At 66.9% G+C, this 19935-nt stretch carries 23 protein-coding genes; 18 read left to right on the top strand and 5 right to left on the bottom strand.

The window, feature by feature from the left end:
* Positions 1 to 14 precede the first annotated feature (14 nt).
* The 10 genes from ribBA (at position 15) to IB256_RS28140 (ending at position 7071) form a co-directional block, all read left to right on the top strand.
* Positions 15 to 1112: a bifunctional 3,4-dihydroxy-2-butanone-4-phosphate synthase/GTP cyclohydrolase II gene (gene ribBA / locus IB256_RS28185; protein WP_081517124.1), complete on the top strand. Its 1098-nt coding sequence runs from the start codon at positions 15 to 17 to the stop codon at positions 1110 to 1112.
* Between the two features lie 97 nt (positions 1113 to 1209).
* Positions 1210 to 1686, top strand: coding sequence for a 6,7-dimethyl-8-ribityllumazine synthase (ribE, locus tag IB256_RS28180; protein WP_081517125.1), 477 nt, complete (start codon positions 1210 to 1212; stop codon positions 1684 to 1686).
* Positions 1683 to 2165 (top strand): transcription antitermination factor NusB, encoded by a 483-nt coding sequence (gene nusB, locus IB256_RS28175; RefSeq protein WP_081517126.1) that lies wholly within the window; start codon positions 1683 to 1685, stop codon positions 2163 to 2165. The genes ribE and nusB overlap by 4 nt, the downstream gene beginning before the upstream one ends.
* A gap of 3 nt (positions 2166 to 2168) precedes the next feature.
* Positions 2169 to 3128, top strand: a complete 960-nt coding sequence (thiL, locus tag IB256_RS28170; RefSeq protein WP_192404792.1) for a thiamine-phosphate kinase — start codon at positions 2169 to 2171, stop codon at positions 3126 to 3128.
* A 2-nt stretch (positions 3129 to 3130) separates the two neighbouring features.
* The gene (locus tag IB256_RS28165; protein ID WP_081517128.1) at positions 3131 to 3646 is read left to right on the top strand and encodes a phosphatidylglycerophosphatase A; all 516 of its coding nucleotides are present in this window, start codon (positions 3131 to 3133) and stop codon (positions 3644 to 3646) included.
* Positions 3647 to 3655: 9 nt separating this feature from the next.
* Positions 3656 to 4441 carry a substrate-binding periplasmic protein gene (locus tag IB256_RS28160; protein ID WP_192290526.1) on the top strand — a complete coding sequence of 262 codons (786 nt, stop codon included), beginning with the start codon at positions 3656 to 3658 and terminating at the stop codon, positions 4439 to 4441.
* 5 nt (positions 4442 to 4446) lie between these two features.
* Positions 4447 to 5091, top strand: coding sequence for a TIGR02281 family clan AA aspartic protease (locus IB256_RS28155; protein WP_192290524.1), 645 nt, complete (start codon positions 4447 to 4449; stop codon positions 5089 to 5091).
* 137 nt (positions 5092 to 5228) lie between these two features.
* Positions 5229 to 5858, top strand: coding sequence for a GTP cyclohydrolase II (gene ribA, locus IB256_RS28150; RefSeq protein ID WP_081517131.1), 630 nt, complete (start codon positions 5229 to 5231; stop codon positions 5856 to 5858).
* Complete coding sequence (locus IB256_RS28145; RefSeq protein ID WP_192290522.1) at positions 5855 to 6271, top strand: MFS transporter; 417 nt, start codon at positions 5855 to 5857, stop codon at positions 6269 to 6271. Before ribA ends, IB256_RS28145 begins: the two co-directional genes overlap by 4 nt.
* Positions 6271 to 7071, top strand: coding sequence for a cobalamin-binding protein (locus IB256_RS28140; protein ID WP_192290520.1), 801 nt, complete (start codon positions 6271 to 6273; stop codon positions 7069 to 7071). The genes IB256_RS28145 and IB256_RS28140 overlap by 1 nt, the downstream gene beginning before the upstream one ends.
* Before the next feature lie 61 nt (positions 7072 to 7132).
* Here IB256_RS28140 and IB256_RS28135 read toward each other — a convergent pair whose 3' ends face one another.
* Both IB256_RS28135 and IB256_RS28130 read right to left on the bottom strand, forming a co-directional pair.
* Positions 7133 to 8146, bottom strand: coding sequence for a zinc-binding alcohol dehydrogenase family protein (locus IB256_RS28135; protein WP_192290518.1), 1014 nt, complete (start codon positions 8144 to 8146; stop codon positions 7133 to 7135).
* Positions 8147 to 8171: 25 nt separating this feature from the next.
* Entirely contained in the window at positions 8172 to 8459 is a 288-nt protein-coding gene (locus IB256_RS28130; protein WP_017521835.1) for a putative quinol monooxygenase, read from the bottom strand.
* 103 nt (positions 8460 to 8562) lie between these two features.
* On the opposite strand from IB256_RS28130, the gene IB256_RS28125 reads away from it, so the two are divergent.
* Positions 8563 to 9477: a LysR family transcriptional regulator gene (locus IB256_RS28125; RefSeq protein ID WP_192290516.1), complete on the top strand. Its 915-nt coding sequence runs from the start codon at positions 8563 to 8565 to the stop codon at positions 9475 to 9477.
* A gap of 7 nt (positions 9478 to 9484) precedes the next feature.
* Here IB256_RS28125 and IB256_RS28120 read toward each other — a convergent pair whose 3' ends face one another.
* Complete coding sequence (locus IB256_RS28120) at positions 9485 to 10801, bottom strand: bifunctional DedA family/phosphatase PAP2 family protein (protein WP_192404791.1); 1317 nt, start codon at positions 10799 to 10801, stop codon at positions 9485 to 9487.
* Positions 10798 to 11517: a DNA-3-methyladenine glycosylase gene (locus tag IB256_RS28115; RefSeq protein ID WP_192404790.1), complete on the bottom strand. Its 720-nt coding sequence runs from the start codon at positions 11515 to 11517 to the stop codon at positions 10798 to 10800. Before IB256_RS28115 ends, IB256_RS28120 begins: the two co-directional genes overlap by 4 nt.
* 63 nt (positions 11518 to 11580) lie before the next feature.
* On the opposite strand from IB256_RS28115, the gene IB256_RS28110 reads away from it, so the two are divergent.
* Complete coding sequence (locus IB256_RS28110) at positions 11581 to 12435, top strand: class I SAM-dependent methyltransferase (RefSeq protein ID WP_192290510.1); 855 nt, start codon at positions 11581 to 11583, stop codon at positions 12433 to 12435.
* 145 nt (positions 12436 to 12580) lie between these two features.
* On the opposite strand, the gene IB256_RS28105 is transcribed toward IB256_RS28110, so the two are convergent.
* Complete coding sequence (locus IB256_RS28105) at positions 12581 to 13807, bottom strand: alpha/beta fold hydrolase (RefSeq protein WP_192290508.1); 1227 nt, start codon at positions 13805 to 13807, stop codon at positions 12581 to 12583.
* Positions 13808 to 14106: 299 nt separating this feature from the next.
* Between IB256_RS28105 and IB256_RS28100 the strand changes: the two genes are divergently transcribed.
* From IB256_RS28100 to rodA, 6 genes are read left to right on the top strand one after another with little or no spacing between them, the layout of a single operon-like run.
* A complete protein-coding gene (locus IB256_RS28100) occupies positions 14107 to 15372 on the top strand; it encodes a glutamate-5-semialdehyde dehydrogenase (protein ID WP_192290506.1) in 1266 nt (421 codons plus the stop codon).
* Positions 15372 to 16028, top strand: coding sequence for a nicotinate-nucleotide adenylyltransferase (nadD, locus tag IB256_RS28095; RefSeq protein ID WP_192290504.1), 657 nt, complete (start codon positions 15372 to 15374; stop codon positions 16026 to 16028). The genes IB256_RS28100 and nadD overlap by 1 nt, the downstream gene beginning before the upstream one ends.
* 19 nt (positions 16029 to 16047) lie before the next feature.
* Positions 16048 to 16401: a ribosome silencing factor gene (rsfS, locus tag IB256_RS28090; RefSeq protein WP_192404789.1), complete on the top strand. Its 354-nt coding sequence runs from the start codon at positions 16048 to 16050 to the stop codon at positions 16399 to 16401.
* Positions 16402 to 16408: 7 nt separating this feature from the next.
* Positions 16409 to 16876: a 23S rRNA (pseudouridine(1915)-N(3))-methyltransferase RlmH gene (gene rlmH, locus IB256_RS28085; protein WP_015475414.1), complete on the top strand. Its 468-nt coding sequence runs from the start codon at positions 16409 to 16411 to the stop codon at positions 16874 to 16876.
* A 15-nt stretch (positions 16877 to 16891) separates the two neighbouring features.
* Entirely contained in the window at positions 16892 to 18781 is a 1890-nt protein-coding gene (gene mrdA, locus IB256_RS28080; RefSeq protein WP_192224564.1) for a penicillin-binding protein 2, read from the top strand.
* Positions 18782 to 18825: 44 nt separating this feature from the next.
* On the top strand, positions 18826 to 19929 hold the full coding sequence (gene rodA, locus IB256_RS28075) for a rod shape-determining protein RodA (protein WP_138216950.1): 1104 nt from the start codon (positions 18826 to 18828) through the stop codon (positions 19927 to 19929).
* Positions 19930 to 19935 lie beyond the last annotated feature (6 nt).

The following is a 19935-nucleotide window of genomic DNA, read 5'->3' as shown; positions in this document are numbered from 1 at the left end:
AGGCTCTTCCCCGTATGGCACTCAACAGCATTGAAGAACTGCTCGACGACATGCGTCAGGGCAAGATGGTCATCCTCATGGATGACGAGGACCGCGAGAACGAAGGCGACCTGATCATCGCCTCCGAGTGTGTCCGCACCGAAGATATCAACTTCATGGCCCGCTTCGCCCGTGGCCTGATCTGCATGCCGATGACCCGCGAGCGCTGCGAGCGCCTCGGTATCCCGCTGATGGTGCAGCGCAACGGTTCCGGCTTCGGCACCAAGTTCACCGTCTCCATCGAGGCCGCTGAAGGCGTCACCACCGGCATCTCCGCCGCTGACCGCGCCCGCACCGTGCAGGCCGCCGCCGCGAAGAACGCGGTTGCCGCCGACATCGTCAGCCCCGGCCACATCTTCCCGCTGATGTCCCAGCCTGGCGGTGTGCTGGCTCGCGCCGGTCACACCGAAGCGGCCTGCGACCTGGCGCGCATGGCCGGTTTCGAGCCGTCCGGCGTGATCTGCGAGATCATGAACGACGACGGCACCATGGCCCGTCGCCCGGAGCTGGAAGAGTTCGCCCAGCAGCACGGTATCAAGATCGGCACCATTGCCGACCTGATCCACTACCGCCTGATCCACGAGCGCACCGTCGAGCGCCTCGCTGAGCAGCCGCTGGATACCGAACTGGGCCAGTTCAAGCTGATCACCTACCGCGATTCCGTGGAAGGCGACGTGCACCTGGCGCTGACTCTGGGCAACGTCTGTCCGGAAGAGCCGACCCTGGTGCGCGTGCACAACCCCGATCCACTGCGCGACCTGCTGATGGTCAACCAGGCGGGCCGCTGGAGCCTGCGCGCGGCCATGGCCAAGGTGGCCGAGGCCGGCACCGGCGTGGTCCTGCTGCTGGGCCACCAGGTCGGCGGCGACGATCTGCTGGCGCATGTCCGCGAGATCACCAATACCCCGGCGCCCGTGCAGAAACCGACCACCACCTACAGCACCGTGGGTGCCGGTTCGCAGATCCTGCGCGACCTGGGCGTTCGCAAGATGCGCCTGATGTCGGCACCGATGCGCTTCAACGCGATATCCGGTTTCGACCTGGAAGTTGTAGAATACCTGCCCGCTGAATGAACCTCGCCGCCGTGCCCTGGCACGGCGGTGCCGTTCTTCTACCCTATTTGCGGAGCGCCACAGTGACGCTCCGGCTCTTTAACAGTGAGACTTGCCCATGACCCTGAAGACCATCGAAGGTACCTTCATCGCCCCCAAAGGCCGCTTCGCCCTGGTGGTTGGCCGCTTCAACAGCTTCGTGGTGGAAAGCCTGGTGGAAGGCGCGATCGACGCGCTGGTGCGCCACGGCGTCGCCCAGAGCGAAATCACCGTGATCCGTGCTCCGGGCGCCTTCGAAATCCCGCTGGTGGCGCAGAAAGTCGCCCAGCGCGGCGAGTTCGACGCCATCATCGCCCTCGGCGCGGTGATCCGTGGCGGCACCCCGCACTTCGAATACGTTGCTGGTGAGTGCACCAAGGGTCTGGCGCAGGTTTCCCTGCAGTTCGGCGTGCCGGTTGCCTTCGGCGTGCTGACGGTCGACTCCATCGAACAAGCCATTGAGCGCTCCGGCACCAAGGCCGGCAACAAAGGCGCCGAAGCTGCCCTGTCCGCCCTGGAAATGGTGAGCCTGCTGTCGCAGCTGGAGGCCAAGTGAGCACCCAGGACGGCAACAACGCCCCGGCAAAGCCCGCCAAGCCGAACAAGATCGCCATGCGCCGCAAGGCCCGCAGCCTCGCGGTGCAGGCCCTGTACTCCTGGCAGATGGCTGGCCAGCCGCTCAACGAGATCGAGGCGACCTTCCGTACCGACAACGATTTCAGTGATGTCGACGGCGCCTACTTCCACGAGATCCTGCACGGCGTACCGCGCCTGAAGACCGATCTGGACGAGGCGTTCACTCCCTGCCTGGACCGTGCGCTGGAAGAGATCGACCCGGTGGAGCTGGCCATCCTGCGCCTGGCCACCTACGAGCTGCGCAATCGCCTGGACGTGCCGTACAAGGTCGTCATCAACGAAGGTATCGAGCTGGCCAAGACCTTCGGCGCTACCGACGGACACAAGTTCGTCAACGGCGTGCTGGACAAGCTCGCTCCGCGTCTGCGCGCCGCCGAACTGCGTGGCGCCAAGCGCTGAGGCATGGGTGAGTTCGAGCTGATCCGTCGCTACTTCGCCTCGGCCGCGTGTGCGGCCGGCGGCGAGACAGTGGCATTGGGGATCGGCGACGACTGCGCGCTCCTCGCGCCCAGGGCCGGCGAACAGCTGGCGATCTCCACCGACACCCTGGTCGTCGGCGTGCATTTTCCCGCCGTCTGCGATCCCTTCCTGCTTGGCCAGCGTGCCCTGGCGGTGTCCGCCAGCGACCTGGCGGCCATGGGCGCCGCGCCCATCGGCTTCACCCTTGCCCTGACCCTGCCCGAGGCCGACCCGGCCTGGCTGGAAGGTTTCGCCCGTGGCCTGAACCAGAAGGCGCAGGAATGCGCGCTGGTGCTGATCGGCGGCGACACCACCCGTGGCCCGCTGGCGATGACCGTCACCGTATTCGGCGGCGTGCCCGCCGGGCAGGCGCTGACCCGCGCCGGTGCGCGGCCGGGCGACCTGCTGTGTGTCGGTGGGCCGTTGGGCGAGGCGGGTGGGGCGTTGCCGCTGGTATTGGGCGAGATGACCGCCGAGCCGTCCGTCGCTGAACCGCTGCTGGCGCGTTACTGGTCGCCACAGCCGCAGCTGGATTTCGGCCAGGCGCTGCGTGGCAAGGCCACGGCGGCGCTGGATATTTCCGACGGGCTGCTCGCCGACTGCGGCCACATCGCCCGCGCTTCCGGCGTGGCGCTTATCGTTGAAGCCGACAGACTGCCCCAGAGCCCCGCGCTTGAAGCCCTGCTGGGCGCCGAGCGTGCGCAGCAGCTCAAGCTGGGCGCCGGTGACGACTACGTGCTCGCCTTCACCCTGCCTGCCGAGCATCTGCCTGCACTTTCGGCGAACTGGCCGGCCCTGCGCGTGGTCGGTAGGGTGGAAGCCGGTTCGGGCGTGCGCGTGCTCGATGGCGCTGGTGCCGATATCACGCCGCATCAGGGCGGCTACCTGCATTTCATGGAGTGACCGTGACAGAACACCCCAACCAGGCCCCGGCCCAACCCGTACCCCATTCGGTATGGAGCAATCCCTGGCACTTCCTGGCCTTCGGCTTCGGCTCGGGCACCCTGCCCAAGGCGCCGGGCACCTGGGGTTCGCTGGTTGCGCTACCCTTCATACCACTCTGGCAGATGCTGCCGGACTGGGGTTACTGGCTGATGCTGGGCGTCACCATGCTGTTCGGCTTCTGGCTGTGCGGCAAGGTTGCCGACGACCTGCGCGTGCACGATCACGAAGGCATCGTCTGGGACGAGATGGTCGGCATGTGGATCACCCTCTGGCTGGTGCCGGAAGGCTGGTGGTGGCTGCTGGTCGGTTTCGTGGTGTTCCGCATCGTCGACATTTCCAAGCCCTGGCCGATCAGCTGGATCGACCGTAACGTCCATGGCGGCGTCGGCATCATGCTCGATGACGTGCTGGCCGGCGTTTTCGCCTGGCTGGTGATGCAAGGCCTGACATGGGGTTGGGCCCACTGGCTGATCTGAGGAAGATCGATGCGCCGACTGCTGTGCCTGCTCCTCTGCCTGTGCTGGCTGCCGGCGATTTCCCTGGCGTCGGCCCTGGCCGCTGACAATACAACCAAAGCGCCTGCCGGGCTGCCCGCGGAAGTCCGGGTGGTCAGTGAAGTCTGGGTCAACTACAGCCAGGCCGACGGCCGTGGCCTGGCCTGGGATCTGCTGCGGGCCATCTACGAGCCCGAAGGCGTGCGCCTGAGCCTGCGCAGCGAGCCCTACGTGCGCTCGGTCGGGCTGGTGCAGCGCGGCGAGGCAGACGCCTGGGTCGGCTCCTACCGAAACGAAATCGATCACATCATCTATCCACACTGGCCCTATGACGTCGATCCCATCGGCGCGCTGGGCCTGAAGACTTCTCCCCAGCCGACCCTGGCCACGCTCGACCGCTACCGCCTGGCGTGGATGCGCGGCTATGCGTTCGACCGCTACCTGGACCACCTCAAACAGCGCAACGAGCTGCAACGGCGCAGCTCTGCCCTGCCGATGCTCGATGGCCACCGCATCGACTACTTCATCGACGCGCGGCCCGAGCTGGAAGAGATGATCGAGGCCAGGGGCGTTGATGCCAGCGTCTACCACATCACCGATGTCGGTTCGATTCCGCTGTATCTTGGCTTCGCCAACAATGACCGTGGGCGGGCATTGGCGAAACTCTATGATTCACGCATGCAGGTGCTCTACCGCAGCGGCGAGCTGGAACGCATCTTCGCCCGCTGGCACTGGCCCTACGCCCCGCTGAAACCGCTGCTGCCGCCCAAGGAGTGACTGCCATGCGCCTGTCCGTCCTGATCTGCCTGTCCCTCTGTTCCTTCGCTGCTCTGGCAGCGCCACAAGTGCAGGTGGTGGGGCTGTTCCCCGGCGCGGCGGTGCTCAGCATCGACGGCCAGCGCAAGCTGGTGAAGGTCGGCCAGACCGGCCCGGAAGGCGTGCAGGTGGTCAGTGCCGACAGCCACAAGGCGGTTCTGCGCGTGGGCGGCGTCGAGCAGACTTATGAGTTGAGCCGCGAGTACAACACGGCCGGCTATGCCGCGCCGGCCGCGCACGCCGAGACCAGCATCGCCCGCGGTACCGGCGGTCATTACTGGGTCGCCGGCACGATCAACAACCAGAATGCGCAGTTCCTGGTGGATACCGGCGCGACTTCGATCGCCATGAACGAAGGTCAGGCCCGGCGCCTGGGACTGGATTACCGTGCCGGCGGTACGCCGATGATGGCCTCCACCGCCAGCGGCACGGCCAAGGGCTGGCGGGTGACCCTCAACAGCGTGAAGCTCGGCGGCGTCGAGGTGCTGGGGGTCGAGGCGGTGGTGCTCGAGGGCGATTTTCCCACCGACATCCTGCTGGGCATGAGCTATCTCAACCGCGTCGGCTGGCGGGAAGACCAGGGCATGATGTACATCCAGGCCAAGCACTGAGCCGCTAGTCTGCAGTCCCCGTGACTTCTATCAAAAGCATCGATGCTTATCTTGCAGAATTCGCAATGACGGTGCAGCCGGCGCAGCTGTTACAATCCCGGTCCTCCTTCCTTAGATAAATCTTTCAGGAGTTTCCGGTGTCTGTCGTTTTCGTCGCCGCCTCCAAGCTGCCCACTCCCTTCGGCGAATTCACCATGCATGGCTTCCTCGACGAGGAAACCGGCAAGGAACACGTCGCCCTGACCATGGGCAAGCTCGACGACGGCCAGCCGGCGCTGGGGCGTCTGCATTCCGAATGCCTCACCGGCGATGCGCTGTTCAGTCTGCGCTGCGACTGCGGTTTCCAGCTCGAGGGCGCGTTGTCGGCCATCGCCAAGGAAGGCCGCGGCGTCCTGCTGTACCTGCGTCAGGAAGGCCGTGGCATTGGCCTGCTCAACAAGATCCGCGCCTACGCCTTGCAGGACGAAGGTGCCGATACCGTTGAAGCCAACCTGGCCCTGGGCTTCGGCGCCGACCAGCGTGACTACGCCATGTGCCTGCCGATGCTCAAGCACCTGGGCGTCTGCTCGCTGCGGCTGATGACCAACAACCCGCGCAAGGTGAAGGCGCTGGAAGGTTACGGCCTGACCGTTGCCGAGCGCGTGCCGCTGCAGAAGGGCCTGAACCCGCACAACAAGCGTTACCTGCAGACCAAGGCAGGCAAGCTGGGCCACATGCTGGGCAACATGCATCAGGGCGAAGCCGAGGCCGAGGCATCCGCTTCGTGAATCGCGCCGCTGCCCGGCGCCGGCTGAATCTGCTCTGGTGGTTGCTGCTGGCGCTCGCGCTGGCGCCGCAGCACCTGATGCTGGCGCTGGTGGGTGATGCGCCCGGGCCGGAATCGCTGGCCACGCCGGTGTTCGTCGTCGGCCTGCTGTCGATGTTCCTTACCCTGCCGCTGTTCCGCCGCTACAAGCATGCGCTGATTGCCACTGGCAAGGCCCGCGATGGCGCGGATGAACCCGCCGCCTGGCAGGCGCTGGGCGCCGCGCAGCGCCGTGGCGCGCTGGTCGGCAGCCTGCCGGGCTGGATCGGCGCCCTGGCGGTGCTGGTCGACCTGCATGGCGTGCCCGTCCTGCTGCTGGGCTTCGCCAGCCTGGTCATCCTCTGGCTGTACCGTCTGCCGCGCCAACTGGCCTGATGCGCCGTTTACTCTGCCTGCTCCTGCTGCTTGCCGGCCTGCCGGTTGCGGCGGCGGAGCGGGTGGTGAGCCTCGCGCCTTCCCTCACCGACATGGTCCTCGAACTGGGCGCCGGCGACCGGCTGGCCGGCCTGCTCGATGGCGGGCCGCGCCCGGAATCCCTGAAAGACCTGCCTTCCGTCGGCCGCTATGGTCAGGTCAACCTCGAACAGATTCTTGCCCTGCAGCCTGACCTGCTGCTGGTCTGGCCTGGCGCCGTGCCCGAAGCGCAGCTGCAACGCCTGACGTCCGTGGGCATCCCGGTCTATGTGGCCGATCCGCACCGTCTGGAGGATATCGCCCGGCAGTTCCGCGAGCTGGGCGAGCGACTGGGGCGAGCGGAGAAGGGGCGAGAACTGGCGCAAGCCTTCGAGGCGCGCATGGCGCAGCTGCGGACGCAGTACCACCGCGCGCCGCCGCTCAAGGTGTTCTATCAGGTGTGGGACCGTCCGCTTTATACCGTCGGTGGTCGGCAGATCATCAGCGAGGCGCTGGAAGTCTGCGGGGGCCGTAACCTGTTCGCCGATCTAGACCTGCCCGCGCCGCAGGTTGGCCGGGAAGCCGTGCTGGCGCGCGATCCGCAGGTGATCGTGGCGGCCAGCGAGGACCAGCTGCGTAGCTGGACTGGCATGCAGCAACTCAGCGCCACGCGGCTCAGGCAGCTCTGGGTGGTGCCGGATCGCAACCTGGAGAAGCCGAGCTTTGCGATGCTCGACGCCACCGAGAAGCTCTGTCGGTTGCTGTCCAAGGCGAAAGAGTAACCCTGTAGGAGCGGGCCATGCCCGCGATCGCCCATGGGGCGCTCCTACAGGGAGCCGCAGGTCAGAACCCTTCCAGCACGATCTTGCCCTTGGCCGTGTTGCTTTCCAGCAGCGCGTGGGCGCGGCGCAGGTTGGCGGCGTCGATCCTGCCGAAGTGCTCGCCCAGGGTGGTCTTCAGCACGCCGCTGTCGATCAGCCCGGCCACTCGCTGCAGCAGCTTGTGCTGCTCGATCATGTCGTCGGTCTGGAACATCGAGCGGGTGTACATGAACTCCCAGTGCAGCGACAGGCTCTTCTGCTTGAGCAGGCGCACGTCGAGGTTCAGCGGGTCGTCGATCAGCGCCAGGCGGCCCTGCGGGCGCAGGCTGGCGACGATCTCGGCGAGGTGCTCCTCGGTCTGGTTGAGGCTGGCCACGTGGGTGACTTCGCCGACGCCGATGCGCTTGAGTTCTTCGCTCAGCGGCTTGCGGTGATCGATCACGTGGTGCGCGCCGAGGTTGCGCACCCATTCCTGGGTTTCCGGACGCGAAGCGGTGCCGATCACGGTCATGCCGGTGAGCTGGCGCGCCAGCTGGGTGAGGATCGAGCCGACACCGCCGGCGGCGCCGACGATCAACAGGCTCTGTCCGGCGCTGGCCTTGCCTTCGGCCACCTGCAGGCGGTCGAAGAGCAGTTCCCAGGCGGTGATGGTGGTCAGCGGCAGTGCGGCGGCGTGGGCGAAGTCCAGGCTCTGCGGCATCGGGCCGACGATGCGCTCGTCCACCAGCTGCAGCTCGGCGTTGCTGCCGGGGCGGGTCAGGTCGCCGGCGTACCAGACCTTGTCGCCCGGCTTGAACAGGCTGACCTCACTGCCCACCGCGCGAACCACGCCAGCGGCGTCCCAGCCCAGCACCTTGTACTGGCCTTCGGCGGGCTGGGCGCGCTGGCGCACCTTGGTGTCCACCGGGTTGACGGAGATGGCGCGCACTTCCACCAGCAGGTCGCGCGGGCCGGGCGTGGGCTCGGGCAGCTGGATGTCGAGCAGGGAATTGGCGTCGGTGCTGGGCAGGCTCTGGGTGTAGCCGATGGCTTTCATGGGAATTCCTATGCGTTCGAGGCGATCAGTCGATGCGGTTCATCAGGCGGATATCGAGTTCCGCCAGGTCGGGTTCGGCGGCCTTCACGAAGGCCTGGAAGTGCGGGCTGGCCTCGTGCTCGGCCAGGGCCTCCTCATCGCGCCACTGCTCGATCATGTAGATCAGCTCGGCGTCCTTGATGTCGCGGTGCAGGTCGTATTGCAGGCAACCGGCCTCGGCGCGGGAAGGCGCGAGCATGCCGTGCAGGCGTTCCTGCAGGCTGTCGGCGCGGCCGGGTTTGGCGCGAATGATGGCGATCAGGGTCAGGCTCATCCGGGTATCTCCAGTGGGGCGGGGAAGGTGAGGGCATGCTGCTCTCTTTCGTTGGGAAGAAAAACCGCGTAAGTAGAGAGTCTCTTTCAAAGGATTTTTGAAAATGCTGCGTTTCGACGACCTGCAGATCTTCGTCCGCACCGCCGAGCGGGGCAGCCTCTCGGCCGCCGCCCGTGAGCTGGAGCTGTCACCGGCGGTGGCCAGCGCGGCGCTCAAACGCCTGGAAAGCGAGCTGGATGTGCGCCTGTTCGCCCGTTCTACCCGCAGCCTGCGTCTGACTGCCGAGGGCGAGCTGTACCTGGCCCACGCTCGTGCCGCGCTGCAAAGCCTGGACGACGGCCGCCAGCTGCTGGCCGGCGGCAAGAGCGAGATTGCCGGCAACTTCCAGGTCTCGGCGCCGTCGGACTTCGGCCGCAACGTGTTGCTCCCCTGGCTCGACGAATTCCAGGCGCTGCACCCGCGAATGAACCTGCGTCTGCTGATCAGCGACCGCCAGGCCGATCTCTACCGGCAACCGGTGGACGTGGCCTTCCGTCTCGGCCAGCCGGGTGATTCCAACCTGGTGGCGCTGCCGCTGGCCCCGGACAATCGCCGCGTGCTCTGTGCCGCTCCCGAGTATTTCGCACGCCACGGCAAGCCGACGCACCCGGACGAGCTGCACCGGCACAATTGCCTGCTCTACATGCTGGGAGGACGCGCCCATGAGCGCTGGAGCTTCAGCGACAGCCGCAAGCAGCATGTGGTGGCGGTGCGCGGCGACCGCCTTTGCGACGATGCCGATGTGGTACGGCGCTGGGCTGTGGCGGGGCAGGGGGTGGTCTACAAGTCCTGGCTGGACGTCGCGGCTGACGTGCAGGCCGGCAGGCTGGAGGTGGCGCTGGCAGATTACCTGGGCGAGGCCACGCCGATGAACCTGTTCTGTACCCACCGCGCCCAGCTCAGCCGGGCGGTGACCCAGCTGCGCGAGTTCGTCCAGTGGCGCTGCACCGAGTTGATGCGCGAGCGCCCCTGGGCCTGACGCGGGATCAGAGCGGCGTGTAGCGGTGGATCGCCGCAGACAGGCCCCAGGCGCTGGCCACCGCCAGCAGCACCATGGCGGTCGGCAGCAGGCTCCACCAGATGCGTGGCGCCAGGGCCGGCAGCTCGCTGCGGAGCTGGCTTATCCACAGGCTGGCGGCGCATACCGAGGCACCGAGCAGGGCGCCGGCAATGATGTCGCTGGGCCAGTGGGCGCCCAGGTACACGCGCGACAGCGCGATGCTGGCGGCAGGGATCACTGCCAGCAGCATCCAGGTCAGGCGTACGCGTGGGGACTTCTCGCGGCTGGCCAGCACGCCAAGCACCAGGAAGAAGGCGAAGGAGGCCGAGCTGTGCCCGCTGGGCATGCTGAAGGCGGACAGCGGGTCGGCGATCACTTCGGGGCGCGCGCGGCTGAACAGGTGCTTGAGGGTGGTGTTGAGCAGGGCGGTGCCGACCATGGTGCCGGCGGCGAAGAACGCGTGGCGCCATAGTCGCAGCGCGGCCAGCAGCACCGCCAGCAAAGCGCCGGCGATGAACTGGGTGCGGAAGTCGCCGACGCGGGTGACGGCCACCATCACATCGTCCAGCCAGGCGTGGCGGTGTTCCTGTACCAGCGCCATCAGGCCCTTGTCCAAAGCATCGAGGTGCGGCCAGCCGATCAGCATGGCGATCAGCAGCGCGAAACAGCCGGCTGCGCCGATCAGCGCAGCCTTGCGCTCCTTGCGCAGCTCGGCGTGGGTGATCAGGGCCAGCACCGCGGCGACGCAGGCGGCGACCACCCCGGCCTGCGGCCAGAAGCCCTCGGGCAGCGGCAGGCGCATGGCCGCGCCGGTGGCCCAGCCGGGCACCAGGTAGGCGATCGACCAGCCGGCGGCGGCCACGATGGAGACTGCCAGGAAGCGCCCGAACGGCATGTCGAGCATACCGGCGATCATCGGCAGGAACGGCCGTAGCGCGCCGATGAAGCGGCCCACCAGCAGGCTGGCGACGCCGTAGCGGTGGAAGAAACCTTCGGCGGCGGCCATCCATTCCGGATGGTGGCGCAGCACCGGCAGGCGGCGAATGTCCTGGTGGAAGTGGCGGCCGATCCAGTAGGACGACACATCACCCAGCAAGCCGCCGAAGAACGCCAGCGCCAGGGTTTCCCCCAGGCCGAGGGCGCCGCTGCCGGCCAGCACGGCAATGGCGAAGAGCATCACCACGCCGGGCAGGATGATGCCGATGACGGCGGCGCATTCGAGGAAGGCGACCAGGAACAGGACCAGGGCGAGCCATTGCGGATGGGTGGCCATCCAGGTGTTGAAGGCGGCGAGATCGATCATCGGAAGGTGGCGTCCTGGGTTCCGAGCAGGTGGTAGTCGTGGCCTTCGACCTGTCCGCGGCGCAAAGGGTTGCGTGTACAGAAGCTGGCGAAGGCGGCATCGACGAAGCGGTACTGCAGGTGTTCGTCGCGGCCGTGGGGAATGCCCAGGCGCGCGGCCTGGATGACCAGCGAGGGCTGCTCGCCGAGATCGTCGACGAACAGGCGCTGCGGGTCGAAACGCTGGGCGTCCCAGTCCGGCACCTTCAGGCCCATGGAGCGGCAGAGCAGGGTCTGGCCGGAGCACAGCTTGCCCAGCGCGCGCTCGCTGCCGTCAGCGGCGGGGTTGAGCCGGCGCATGCAGGCCAGGGCGGCGTCGCCGGAAATGCGATCGAGCCAGGGGTGGCCGGACTTGATCAGCACCGCATTGCCCGCACCGCCGGCGCTGAAGTTCAGCGAGTCGCCGCCGCGGGCGTAATACATGTAGATGTGCCCGCCATCAAGGAACAGCGCCTTGCGCTTCTCGGTGTAGCCCAGCGAGGCGTGGCTGCCTTTCTCGGCCAGGTAATAGGCTTCGGTCTCGATGATCCGCGCGGATAGCCACAGCTCGCCGACCCGGTGGCGGATCACCTTGCCCAGCAGCTCGCGGGCGACGGTGAGGGCGTCGCGGTTGAAGAAGGCGTCCGGCAGCGGATTCGCATCGGGCCAGGGCAAACTTAGGTTGGGTTCGGCGGGCATCGGATTGTCGCGGTTCTCGGGCCGGTCTTAGGCTGGGGGATCATAACAACAAGATTCTTAAGCATGGCTGAACGGATCCGGGCCGACAGCGCCCACATCACCCCCAGCGCGCACTACACCGGTTACGTCTGGTATCGCCACCAACTGGCCGATCCGGCCTTCGCCACGGCGTTCGGCCGCTGGGTGCACGGCTGTGTGGCGCCGATCAACTGGGGGGCGCGGATCGGCTTCGGGCTGAATATCGAAGACTTCCTGTTACAACGTCACCTGCTGATCGATGCCCGGCTGACCCAGGCCATCGAATTGCGCGGCGTTACCCAGGTGGTGGAGATCGCCTGCGGGCTTTCGCCCCGTGGCCGGCGCTTCCGCGAACGCTATCCCCAGCTGACTTACATTGAAGCCGACCTGCCGCCGATGGCGGCACGCAAGTCTGCGCTGCTGCAGGAACAGGGCTGGCTGGACGGCAAGCACCGCGTGCGGGCCGTGGATATCCTCGCCGAACAGGGCGAGCAAAGCCTGGCGGCTCTGTTCTCCGAGCTGGACCGCGACCGCCCGGTGACGGTGATTACCGAGGGTCTGGTGAACTACTTTCAGCGCCCGGTGATCGAGGGCTTCTGGCGCCGTCTGGCGGCCGCCCTGCGGGTGTTCCCGGACGCGACCTACCTGACCGAACTGTATCCCGACCTGCGCGAACATCCGCGCTACCGGCAGATCCGCTGGGGCGTCGGGCTGATTGGCCGGCTGACGCGTGGCGGCTATCCGCTGCATTACCGCAGCGCCGGCGAGATCGAGCAGGCGTTCAACGGCTGCGGGTTCGGCCGGGTGGCTGTCCTCGATCCGCAGGTGGATGGCGCGGGGCTGGGGTTGCCCAAGGGGCGGATGCCGAGTCTGGTGCGGGTGATCGAGGCGCGGGTTTAGTTCCTAGGCTCGCGAACAGTGCCAATGCAGGTCGACGGTGTCAGCGCGTTTCCCTCACCCCAGCCCTCTCCCCTTGGGAGAGGGTTAGGGTGAGGGGAATGCCTGAGCGCCGGGGCGCCCAGGGTTTCAACCAGCCAGCGGTCCTTCAAGCCGCACACGCTCCCTGCTGCATCGGCACCACCATTGCCGCCAGCGCCGCGCTGGCCTGCGGGTCGCCGTGGGCGAAGATGAAGGCCAGGCCGTCGCCGCGGTAACGCAGCGGCAGGATATCCAGCTCCGGCAGGCCGGCGGCGGCCAGTTTCCAGCCGCGCGAAGGACGATCGGCCGGCAGCGCGACGCGGATCAGTCCGCCGAAATACCCCAGCTCCGCCAGCTCGCAGCGCCATTCGCCACCTTCCCCGTTGCGCAGCACGGCGCGTGTGTCGGTCGGCGCCAGGCGCGGTTCGAAGCGGCGTTCCAGGTGCAGCAGCTGCTGGCGCTGGAAGCGTGTGCTGCCGGCGGCGCTGCGCGGCAGTGCTTCACCGCGCAAGAACGGGTTGTACAGCCGCGCGCAGGCGTCGCGGCGCTCGAACTGGGCCAGGTGGTCGGCGTTGTGGATCAGCGCGAACTCGGCGTCCGCGCAGGCGTGGGCAAATTCGGCATGCTCCCAGGGCTGGGTGAAGTGGTCGTACTCGCCGGCCAACACCAGGGTCGGGCACTGCGGGTGGCGGTCGAAGCCGCCGAAGGCCAGCAGGCGCTGGCTGTTCTGCCGGTAGCGCTCGATCTCCGCCGGGGTCAGACGCTGCAGTTGGCGCAGCAGGGCCTTGCGGAATACCGGGGAAACGCCCGTATCGGCCAGGCGCAGCGGGTTGATCAGGCCGGTCAGCACGCCGTGGGCGAAAGGCGTCTGCTCGCCCAGTTCCAGGCGCGCCAGGGCCTCCACCAGCAGCGCGCGGGCGCCGGGGCGGCCGAAGGCGGTGATGCCGGCCAGCAGCAGGCGGCCGCAGCGCGCCGGGTGGCGGGCGGCGAACAGCGCGGCTAGCGCCGAGCCGTAGGACAGCCCGATGGGCATCAGCGGCGGCAACTGCAGGGTTTGTGCAAAGGCGGCGATCAGGTCGGCCAGGTCCTCCAGGCTCAGCTCTGGCGCCAGTTGCAGGTTGCCGCCCTGGCTGGGCAGGTCGAGCAGGATCACCGGGTGCCCGGCGAGCAGCTCCGAGACCTCGCTGGCGAAGGAGCGGAAGCTCTGGAACGCGCCGCCCAGCAGAAGGACCGGCGGGCGGGTGTCATCCTCCCGTGAAGAGAAGGCCTGGTAGTGCAGTTGCCAACCGTCCAGTTCCAGCACCGCCGGGGCGGTGGTCAGGGACTGGGCGCTGTAATCGGTGCGATAGCGCATGGCAGTTCTCCGGCGGTGGACCGCCTCTTGTTGTTCTTCCCTGGCGTGCCTCCCTGGCAATGCGAACGCTGCGGGGGCAATGAGCCATGCTTGCAAAGTAACCAGCCGATACGAATTTGTTTACCCAACCTTCGGGCGGCAGGGAGGGGCGGGGAGTGTCGGATGTAACCGGCGGGCGGGGGATGACGGGCGCTGGCGTTACGCGAAGCGCGTCGCTGACCGGCCGGCTGCTGTGGCTGGCCGCTGAGGGGGCGCTCCCGCTATACTTGCGCATTTCCCTCACGCAGACGCGTTAGATCATGACCGAGTCCGTTCTCGACTATATGAGCCGCCTGGGCCGCGCCGCCCGTGAAGCGTCGCGCGTTGTCGCGCGCGCCACGACCGCGCAGAAGAACCAAGCCCTGCTGGCCGCAGCCGATGCCCTGGACGCCGCCCGCGCCCAGCTGACCGAAGCCAACGAACAGGATCTGGCCAATGGCCGTGCCAACGGTCTGGAGCCCGCCATGCTCGACCGCCTGGCCCTGACGCCGGCGCGCATCGACGACATGATCGAAGGCCTGCGCCAGGTCGCCACGCTGCCGGACCCTATCGGCGAGATCCGCGACATGCGCTACGTGCCGTCCGGCATCCAGCTGGGCAAGATGCGCGTGCCCCTGGGCGTGGTGGGGATCATCTACGAATCCCGTCCGAACGTGACCATCGACGCCGCCAGCCTGTGCCTGAAGTCCGGCAACGCGACCATCCTGCGTGGTGGTTCCGAAGCGATCCACTCCAACCAGGCGATCGCTGCGTGCATCCAGACCGGCTTGGCCGCCGCCGGCCTGCCGGCCAGCGCCGTGCAGGTGGTGGAAACCACCGACCGCGCCGCTGTCGGCGCGCTGATCACCATGCCCGAGTACGTCGACGTCATCGTTCCGCGTGGCGGCAAGGGCCTGATCGAGCGCATCAGCCGTGACGCCAAGGTCCCGGTGATCAAGCACCTGGACGGCATCTGCCACGTCTATATCGACATCGCCGCCGACCTCGACAAGGCAATCCGCGTCGCCGACAACTCGAAGACCCAGCGCTACGCGCCGTGCAACACCATGGAGACGCTGCTGGTTCACGCCGGCATCGCCGACCGCGTGCTGCCGCCGCTGGCCGCCATCTACCGTGACAAGGGCGTGGAACTGCGCGGCGATGCCGCCACCCGCGCGCTGCTGGGCGCCGACGTACTGGAAGCCACCGAGGAAGACTGGCGCACCGAGTACAACGCGCCGATCCTGTCGATCCGCATCGTCGACGGCCTCGATGCGGCCATCGAGCACATCAACACCTACGGCTCGCAGCACACCGACGCGATCATTACCGAGAACTTCACCGATGCCCGCCGCTTCCTCACCGAAGTGGACTCGGCCTCGGTCATGGTCAACGCCTCGACCCGCTTCGCCGATGGCTTCGAATACGGCCTGGGCGCGGAGATCGGCATTTCCACCGACAAGCTGCACGCCCGCGGCCCGGTCGGCCTGGAAGGCCTGACCAGCGAGAAATACGTGGTGTTCGGCGACGGACACGTGCGGACCTGATGAACAAGGCGCGTTCCCGTCGGGTCGGTCTGTTCGGTGGCACCTTCGACCCGGTGCACATCGGTCACCTGCGCAGTGCGCTGGAGATGGCCGAGCAGTTCGACTTCGACGAGTTGCGCCTGATCCCCAACTTCCGCCCGCCGCACCGCGACACCCCCCAGGTGAAACCGGAGCAGCGGCTGGCGATGGTCGAGCTGGCGGTAGCCGGCGTGACCCCGCTGGTGGTCGATGACCGCGAGCTGAAGCGTGACAAACCCTCCTACACCATCGACACCCTGGAGTCGCTGCGTGGGGAGCTGGATGAGCGGGACCAGTTGTTCCTGCTGGTCGGCTGGGACGCATTTTGCGGCCTGCCGACCTGGCATCGCTGGGAAGAGTTGCTGGAGCACTGTCATATCGTCGTGCTGCAGCGCCCGGATGCCGACAGCGAGCCGCCGGAAGACCTGCGCGACCTGCTGGCGGCGCGCAGTGTTGCCGACCCGAAGGCGATGACCGGCCCGGCCGGGCAGATCACCTTCGTCTGGCAGACGCCGCTGGCAGTATCCGCCACCCAGATCCGCCAACTCCTGTCGCAGGGGCGCTCGGTGCGCTACCTGGTGCCGGATGCGGTATTGAACTATATCGAGGCGCACGGCCTGTACCAGGCGTCTCACTGATCAAGCTAGAGAGTCATACATGCAAACCGAACAACTGGTCGAACTGACCATCGCCGCCCTGGAAGATCTCAAGGCGCAGGACATCACCGTCATCGACGTGCGCGAGAAGACCAGCATCACCGACGTCATGGTCATCGCCACCGGCGCCTCCAGCCGTCAGGTCAAGTCGCTGGCCGACAACATCCTGGAAAAGGTCAAGGAACAGGGCGTGCGCCCGATCGGCAGCGAAGGCCAGGAAGGCGGCGAGTGGGTCCTGATCGACCTCGCCAACGTCGTGGTCCATGTCATGCAGCCGGCCACCCGCCAGTTCTACGACCTGGAACGCCTGTGGCAGGGCGCCGAGCAGAGCCGCGCTCACCACAGCGCCGAGTAAGCCTGCCGTGCGTCTGCGTCTGATCGCGGTCGGCTCGCGCATGCCGCGCTGGGTGGAAGAGGGCTGGGCGGAGTACGTCAAGCGCCTGCCCTCGGAGCTGTCCCTGGAACTGGTGGAAATTCCGCTCAACACGCGTGGCAAGAATGCCGACGTGGCGCGGCTGATCCGCCAGGAAGGCGAGGCCATGCTGAGCAAGGTCCAGCCGGGGGAACGCATCGTCACCCTGGAAGTCGAAGGCAAGCCCTGGAGCACCCCCCAGCTGGCGCAGGAGCTTGACCGCTGGCGCCTGGACGCGCGCACTGTCAACCTCATGGTCGGTGGGCCGGAAGGCCTGGCGCCGGAGGTCTGCGCGCGCAGCGAGCAGCGCTGGTCGCTGTCGCCGCTGACCCTGCCGCACCCACTGGTGCGGATTCTGGTCGGCGAGCAGATCTACCGCGCCTGGACGGTTTTGTCCGGGCACCCCTACCACAAGTAGTCGTAGCCGTTTTCGATGCCGCAGCCGATACAGCTCAAGGACCACGAGAAGGACGCCCGTCTGGTCCGCGCCCGCGTCATCGTCGGCGGGGTGGCGATCTTCCTGCTCGCCCTGGTGTTGGTGGCGCGCATGTATCACCTGCAGGTGACGCAGTACGACTACCACTCGACGCTGTCGGAGAACAACCGCGTCCACGTGCAGCCGATTCCGCCCAATCGCGGGCTGATCTTCGACCGCAACGGGGTGATCATCGCCGACAACCGCCCCAGCTTCAGCCTGACCATCACCCGCGAGCGCACCGAGAACCTGCAGGAGACGCTCAAGACCCTGGTGGAGATCCTCGGCCTCACCGAGGAAGACAAGGCTATCTTCGAGAAGCGCATGAAACAGGGGCGCCGGCCGTTCGAGCCGGTGCCGATCATGTTCGAGCTGTCCGAGGAGCAGATCGCCCGCATCGCGGTTAACCAGTACCGCCTCAACGGCGTCGACGTGGCTGCGCAGTTCGTCCGCCATTACCCGCTGGGCGAGCACTTCGCCCACTCGGTCGGCTATGTCGGGCGGATCAACGAGGCGGAACTGAAGAAGCTCGACCCGGTGGCCTATTCGGGCACCCACCACATCGGCAAGACCGGCGTGGAAAAATTCTATGAGGACGCGCTGCACGGCACAGTTGGCTACGAGGAAGTCGAGACCAACGCCCGTGGCCGCGTCCTGCGCGTGCTCAAGCGCACCGAGCCGGTCTCCGGCCGTGACATCGTGCTGAGCATCGACAGCAAGCTGCAGGCTGCCGCGGAAACCGCACTGGCCGGCCGGCGCGGCGCCATCGTGGCGATCCAGCCGTCCACCGGCGAAGTGCTGGCCATGGTCAGCCAGCCCGCCTACGACCCCAACCTGTTCGTCACCGGCATCAGCTTCAAGGACTATGCGGCCCTGCGCGATTCCGAGGACCGCCCGTTGTACAACCGCGTGCTGCGCGGCCTGTACCCGCCGGGCTCGACGGTAAAACCGGCGGTGGCCATCGCCGGCCTCGATGCAGGCGTCGTGACGCCCTCCAGCCGAGTGTTCGACCCCGGCTATTACCAACTGCCGAACTACGACCACAAGTACCGCAACTGGAACCGCATGGGCGACGGCTGGGTGACCCTGGAGACCGCGATCATGCGCTCCAACGACACCTACTTCTACGACCTCGCGCATAAGCTGGGGATCGATCGCCTGCACGACTACATGAGCGAGTTCGGCTTCGGCCAGCGGGTCGCCCTGGACATGTACGGCGAAGCGGAAGGCCTGATGCCGTCGCGCCAGTGGAAGCGCGCGCTGCGCCGACAGGCCTGGTTCCCCGGCGAAACCCTGATTCTCGGCATCGGCCAGGGCTACATGCAGGCCACGCCGCTGCAGCTGGCGCAGATGACCGCGCTGCTGGCCAACAAGGGCAAATGGATTCGTCCGCACCTGGCCAAGACCATCGACGGCAAGCCGCCGGTCGACGAGGACCCGATGCCGGATATCAAACTCAAGGACCCGAACAACTGGAACCTTGTGGACTACGGCATGCAGCAGGTAGTCCATGGGGCTCGCGGCACTGCGCACAAGGTCGGCGCGACGTCCGTCTACCGCATTGCCGGCAAGTCCGGTACCGCGCAGGTCGTCGCGATCAAGCAGGGCGAGAAATACAACCGCTCCAAGCTGCTCGAGCGCCACCGCGACCATGCCTTGTTCGTCGGTTTCGCTCCGGCGGACAACCCGCAGATAGCCGTGGCCGTGATGGTGGAGAACGGTGAGTCCGGCTCCGGCGTTGCCGCCCCCGTACTGAAGGCCGTGACCGACGCCTGGTTGCTCGACGAGACCGGCAAGCTCAAGGCCGAATACGCACCGCAGACCACGGCGGAGGCGCCCAAACCATGACCATGAACGGAAATTTCGACCGCACACTGTCCAGCGAAGACGTGATGAAGCGGCGCTCCAGCCTGCTGCAGCGCCTGCACATTGACGGCCTGCTGCTCCTGCTGCTGGTGACCCTGGGCTCGGTCGGCCTGTTCGTCCTGTATTCCGCCAGCGGCAAGAGCTGGGACCTGCTGATCAAGCAGGCCTCGTCGTTCGGCCTGGGCCTGGGCGCGATGTTCGTGCTGGCGCAGATCGAGCCGCGCTTCCTCGCCCGCTGGGTGCCGCTGGGCTACCTGATCGGCGTGGCGCTGCTGGTGGTGGTGGACGTGATGGGTCACAACGCCATGGGCGCGACCCGCTGGATCAACATTCCCGGGGTGATCCGCTTCCAGCCGGCGGAATTCATGAAGCTGCTGATGCCCATGACGATCGCCTGGTACCTGTCCAAGCGCTCGTTGCCGCCGGGTTTCAAGCACAGCGTGGTGGGCCTGGCGCTGATCGTCGTGCCCTTCGTGCTGATCCTCAAGCAGCCGGACCTGGGCACCGCCATGCTGGTGCTGGCGTCCGGCTCCTTCGTGCTGTTCGTCGGCGGGCTGCGCTGGCGCTGGATCATCATGGCTGTATCGGCTGCGGTGCCGGTCGCCGTGGGCATGTGGTACTTCGTCATGCACGACTACCAGAAGCAGCGCGTACTGACCTTCCTCGACCCGGAAAGCGATCCGCTGGGCACCGGCTGGAACATCATCCAGTCCAAAGCGGCCATCGGTTCCGGCGGCGTCTTCGGCAAGGGCTGGCTGCTGGGCACTCAGTCCCATCTGGATTTTTTGCCCGAAAGCCACACGGACTTTATCATTGCCGTGCTCGGCGAAGAGTTCGGTCTGGTCGGGGTGTGCCTCCTGCTGGTGCTGTACCTGCTGGTGATCTACCGGGGGCTGGTGATCACGGCACAGGCGCAGACGCTGTTCGGCAAGCTGCTTGCCGGCAGTATCACCATGACCTTCTTCGTGTATGTGTTCGTCAACATTGGTATGGTCAGCGGACTGTTGCCAGTGGTGGGGGTACCGCTGCCCTTTATCAGTTATGGCGGAACTTCGCTGGTGACTCTGATGTCAGGGTTCGGCGTTTTGATGTCGATTCACACCCACCGGAAGTGGATCGCCCAGGTTTGATGACAA

Source organism: Pseudomonas sp. PDM17 (assembly GCF_014851985.1).
Taxonomy (GTDB): domain Bacteria; phylum Pseudomonadota; class Gammaproteobacteria; order Pseudomonadales; family Pseudomonadaceae; genus Pseudomonas.
This window is presented reverse-complemented; position numbering and strand designations above follow the sequence as displayed.

Coding starts and splice junctions, on each gene's coding strand:
- IB256_RS28120 (WP_192404791.1), bottom strand. CDS start 10,801: ATGATCGATCTCGCCGCCTTCAACACCTGGATGGCCACCCATCCGCAA.
- IB256_RS28130 (WP_017521835.1), bottom strand. CDS start 8,459: ATGAGCCTGACCCTGATCGCCATCATTCGCGCCAAACCCGGCCGCGCC.
- nadD (WP_192290504.1), top strand. CDS start 15,372: ATGAACAAGGCGCGTTCCCGTCGGGTCGGTCTGTTCGGTGGCACCTTC.
- mrdA (WP_192224564.1), top strand. CDS start 16,892: ATGCCGCAGCCGATACAGCTCAAGGACCACGAGAAGGACGCCCGTCTG.
- ribE (WP_081517125.1), top strand. CDS start 1,210: ATGACCCTGAAGACCATCGAAGGTACCTTCATCGCCCCCAAAGGCCGC.
- ribBA (WP_081517124.1), top strand. CDS start 15: ATGGCACTCAACAGCATTGAAGAACTGCTCGACGACATGCGTCAGGGC.
- IB256_RS28140 (WP_192290520.1), top strand. CDS start 6,271: ATGCGCCGTTTACTCTGCCTGCTCCTGCTGCTTGCCGGCCTGCCGGTT.
- IB256_RS28105 (WP_192290508.1), bottom strand. CDS start 13,807: ATGCGCTATCGCACCGATTACAGCGCCCAGTCCCTGACCACCGCCCCG.
- IB256_RS28160 (WP_192290526.1), top strand. CDS start 3,656: ATGCGCCGACTGCTGTGCCTGCTCCTCTGCCTGTGCTGGCTGCCGGCG.
- thiL (WP_192404792.1), top strand. CDS start 2,169: ATGGGTGAGTTCGAGCTGATCCGTCGCTACTTCGCCTCGGCCGCGTGT.
- IB256_RS28125 (WP_192290516.1), top strand. CDS start 8,563: ATGCTGCGTTTCGACGACCTGCAGATCTTCGTCCGCACCGCCGAGCGG.
- IB256_RS28115 (WP_192404790.1), bottom strand. CDS start 11,517: ATGCCCGCCGAACCCAACCTAAGTTTGCCCTGGCCCGATGCGAATCCG.
- rodA (WP_138216950.1), top strand. CDS start 18,826: ATGAAGCGGCGCTCCAGCCTGCTGCAGCGCCTGCACATTGACGGCCTG.
- IB256_RS28110 (WP_192290510.1), top strand. CDS start 11,581: ATGGCTGAACGGATCCGGGCCGACAGCGCCCACATCACCCCCAGCGCG.
- rsfS (WP_192404789.1), top strand. CDS start 16,048: ATGCAAACCGAACAACTGGTCGAACTGACCATCGCCGCCCTGGAAGAT.
- IB256_RS28135 (WP_192290518.1), bottom strand. CDS start 8,146: ATGAAAGCCATCGGCTACACCCAGAGCCTGCCCAGCACCGACGCCAAT.
- IB256_RS28100 (WP_192290506.1), top strand. CDS start 14,107: ATGACCGAGTCCGTTCTCGACTATATGAGCCGCCTGGGCCGCGCCGCC.
- IB256_RS28155 (WP_192290524.1), top strand. CDS start 4,447: ATGCGCCTGTCCGTCCTGATCTGCCTGTCCCTCTGTTCCTTCGCTGCT.